3 protein-coding genes are annotated in these 3,943 nt (G+C 70.3%); 1 reads left to right on the forward strand and 2 read right to left on the reverse strand.

Going from position 1 to position 3,943, the window contains the following annotated elements; all coding sequences use genetic code 11:
* Both KW843_RS26605 and KW843_RS26610 read right to left on the reverse strand, forming a co-directional pair.
* Positions 1–1,600, reverse strand: a 1,600-nt coding sequence (locus KW843_RS26605; protein ID WP_255594970.1) for a methyl-accepting chemotaxis protein, incomplete at its 3' end; no start/stop codon positions are given.
* Between the two features lie 373 nt (positions 1,601–1,973).
* Positions 1,974–2,489, reverse strand: coding sequence for a chemotaxis protein CheW (locus KW843_RS26610; protein ID WP_218298109.1), 516 nt, complete (start codon positions 2,487–2,489; stop codon positions 1,974–1,976).
* 357 nt (positions 2,490–2,846) lie between these two features.
* On the opposite strand from KW843_RS26610, the gene KW843_RS26615 reads away from it, so the two are divergent.
* Positions 2,847–3,653, forward strand: a complete 807-nt coding sequence (locus KW843_RS26615) for an alpha/beta fold hydrolase (protein ID WP_218298110.1) — start codon at positions 2,847–2,849, stop codon at positions 3,651–3,653.
* Positions 3,654–3,943: the final 290 nt, after the last annotated feature.

The following is a 3,943-nucleotide window of genomic DNA, read 5'->3' on the forward strand; positions in this document are numbered from 1 at the left end:
GGGCGGGCCGGGGCGGCGCCGCGACGGCGGCGGCAGCAGCGGCGGCCACGGGCCGGGACTGGTCGGACGAGAGCTTGAACACCGCCACCGCGCCCACCAGCGCCTGGGCCTGCTGGCTCAGGCTGCTGGCGGCCGCGGCCATTTCCTCCACCAGGGCCGCGTTCTGCTGCGTCACCTGGTCCATCTGCGTGATCGCCTCGCCCACCTGCGACACGCCCTGGCTCTGCTCGCTGCTGGCCGCGCTGATCTCGCCCATGATGTCCGTCACGCGGCGGATGGAGGACACCACCTCGGTCATGGTGACACCGGCCTTGTCCACGAGCACCGAGCCCTGCTCCACGCGCTCCACGCTGGCGGTGATCAGGGCCTTGATCTCCTTGGCAGCCTCGGCGCTGCGCCCGGCCAGGCTGCGCACCTCGCCCGCCACCACGGCGAAGCCCCGGCCCTGCTCGCCCGCGCGCGCCGCCTCCACCGCCGCGTTGAGCGCCAGGATGTTGGTCTGGAAGGCAATGCCGTCGATCACGCTGATGATGTCGGCGATCTTCTTGCTGCTGTCGTTGATGCCCTTCATGGTCTCGACCACCTCCGACACCACATCGCCGCCCTGCCCCGCCACGGTGGATGCGCTCATCGCCAGCTGGTTGGCCTGGCGCGCGTTGTCCGCGTTCTGCTTGACGGTGGAGCTGAGCTCCTCCATCGACGCCGCCGTCTCCTGCAGCGCGCTGGCCTGCTGTTCGGTGCGGCTGGACAGGTCGTTGTTGCCCGACGCAATCTCGGCACTGGCAGACGCCACACCCTGCGCATTCCCGCGTACCCCCGATACCACATGGGCCAGGTTGTCGCGCATGGTGGTCAGGCCGCCCAGCAGCAGGGAGATCTCGTCCCTGCCCCGCGCATCGATCGGCACCGTCAGGTCGCCCCGCGCCACCGAATCGGTGATCTGCACCGCATTGCCCAGGGCGCGCGATATCTGCCGGATCATGGCGCCGCCCATCAGCACCGCCAGCACGATGCCCAGCACGACGGCCGTGAGCGCGACGGCGCGAATCGCCTGAAAGCTCGATTCGGCCCGGTCGTACTCGGCCTTGGCCCGGTCCAGCTGCACCTGCATGAGCAGGCCCAGCACGTCCTGCAGCGGGTCGATGGCGGGGTACATCTCCTTGGCGGCGAACGCCGTCAGCGCCGCCGTGTCGCCCGAGCGGAAATGGCCGGTCAGCGTGTCGGCGGCCGCGTCGGCCTTGGCCTGCAGGGGCTTGAAGCGCTCGACCAGCTGGGCTTCCTCGGGCACGAGGTGCGTGGCCAGGTAGGCCTTCCAGTTGGTGTCGATCGCCTTGCGCGCATCGGCCACCGACTGCTGGCCCTGGGCAGGCGTCATGGCCCCGTCGCGCACCTTGTGCGCGGTATCGACCACGTTGACCGCATACATGTCCGCGACCACCTTGATCTGCTTGAGCGGCACCACCCGGTCGTCATACACCGACTTGAGCCCCGCGTTGGACTGCCCCATGCCGAACAGGCCCGCCGCGCCCACCAGCAAAACGAGCAGGCACAGCGCCGCCAGCAAGCCGGCGAGGCGCGTGGATATCTTGAACTGGCTCATGGCAGCGCTCCTGAAGTGGGGAAAGAGAAAGGGGACCGGGAACTGGACGGCAGCCCGGGGCGCCCGCCGAGGCGATGACGCCATGGCGCGCGCGGGCGAAGGAGAGCGGGATTGCGGGCGATGCGGGGCCCGTGCAGGCAGGCACCGCGCCACGGGCGGGCAGTGCGGGAATCAGCAGAGTCGGAGCCGCGAACCATGAGAGAACTCCCGGCGGAAGACCAACACGTCCCAAGGGCGGGCCCGCCGCCCTGGAACCGGTGCACGCGCACGGTCCGGGCCGGGGCCCCTGGCACCCAGCATAGCGCGTTCTGTTACGTTTGCGAACGCCGTGAGGGCGATAAACCACAGGCCCCCGCCGGGAGGCCTTGCGGGCCTACCTGGCGACCTGGGCGATCAGCCCGGTCTCCTCGCTGCTGAGCAGCGCCTCGATGTCCATCACGATCAGCGTGCGCTCGCCCAGGCTGGCAATCCCGGTGATGAAGGCCGGGTCCACATGGCCCTGGCGCTCGAACTGGGGGGCGGGCTTGATGAGGTCGGCGGTCAGCGAGGCCACGTCGGCCACGGCGTCCACGACCACGCCCACCACTGCCGTGCCGATGTCCAGGATGATGACCACCGTGAACTCGGTGTAGCTTGCCTCGGGGCACTGCAGCTTCAGGCGCAGGTCCAGGATGGGGACGATGCGCCCGCGCAGGTCGATCACTCCCTTGATGAAAACCGGGGAATGCGCCAGGCGCGTCGGCTGCTCGTAGGAGCGGATTTCCTGCACCCGCAGGATGTCGATGCCGTACTCCTCCGCCCCCAGCCGGAAGGTCAGGTACTCGCCCGCAGGCGCGGCGGCTGTCGACGCTGCTGCGTGACGGGACGAGGAGGCAGGGGCTGCGATCATGGCGCGGGCTTTCGGAAAGCAAGGGATGGAGGGGGCCGAGGAACGTCTGGACGGTCTCCCGCAGGCGGGGCGGGCCGCGCGGATGCGTGCGGGCGCGGGCACAGCAGCATAGCAGCCGGCGATGGCCAGGACCTGCCTCGCGGCGCGGGGCCCGCCGTCCCCGGGGCGCCAGCGCAGGCCTCGCGGCCTGGAATTGGAGAGCTAGCTCCATTCGGGCGCCCTGCCCGCCCGCGAAAAAATGCTACCGTCGCCCACGGTGCGCCGTGCGGCCCTTCCCTTCTTTTCCTGGAAGGCCCTGCACGGCACACCCGCAAGCCACACGACATGGCGCCCTGCTTTGTTTGAAATGATGAACCGATGCCCTTCTTCAGCAAGAAAGAAACCGATCCCGCCGACATCCCGCCGCCAGGCCTGCCGCTGCTGGCCCTGGAACTGCGGGCCCCTTGGGAGTTTGGCGCGGTGCTGCCCGCCTGGCCCGTGCTGCAGCGTGCCCCGCTGGGCGACGGCCACACGGTGATCGTGTTCCCCGGCCTCACGGCGGGGGATGCCACCACGGTTCCGCTGCGCCGCTACCTGGAGTCGCGCAACTACGAAACCCAGGGCTGGGGCCAGGGGTTGAACCTGGGCCCCAGGGACGGCGTGCTGGAAACCGCCAAGCGCCAGCTGCAGGAGGCCAGCGAGGCCAGCGGCGGCAAGGTGAGCCTGGTGGGCTGGAGCCTGGGCGGCATCTATGCGCGAGAGCTGGCCAAGGAAATGCCCGGCCTGGTGCGCTGCGTGGTGACCCTGGGCACGCCTTTCGCCGGCCCGCACACCTCCACGAACGCGTGGCGCATCTACCAGTTCGCCAGCGGCCGCAGCATCGAGCGCGAAACCGAGAGCTACAACCTGCCCGAGGCCCCGCCCGTACCCACCACCAGCATCTACTCGCGCACCGACGGCGTGGTGGCCTGGCGCGGCAGCATCCAGTCGCCAGCCGCGCACAACCCCCACACCGAGAACATCGAGGTGGTCGCCAGCCACTTCGGCATCGGCCTGAACCCCAGCGCCTGGTGGGCCGTGGCCGACCGGCTGGCACAGCCCCACGGGCCGGACGCCATGTGGCAGCCCTTCGAGCGGCCGGGCCTGCCGGGGCTTCAGCTGATCTACCCCGACCCGGAGCGCTGAGCCGTCCGCGCAAGAAAAAAAGCACGCCCGAGGACTCCTCCTCCCGCGTGCTTTGTTTTTGATAGCTGCCAGCGCTCGGGCATTCAGCGCTGGCGGCCTATTTGGCTTGCATTCTTCGCAGGCTCCCGCTCAAAAGCTTTCCCAATCGTCATCGCTGCCCGCCGGCGCGGCGGCGGCGGGCTTGGGGGCGGGCGGGGCCGCGGGCCGGGGGGCTGGCAGGTGGGCGGCAGGGGCCGTGCCGTTGCGATGGCCATCCCGTGCCGCCGCCGTGCCGCCGCGCGGAGCCAGCG

The sequence above is a fragment of the Acidovorax sp. sif1233 genome (assembly GCF_019218755.1).
In the GTDB taxonomy this organism is placed as follows: domain Bacteria; phylum Pseudomonadota; class Gammaproteobacteria; order Burkholderiales; family Burkholderiaceae_C; genus Acidovorax.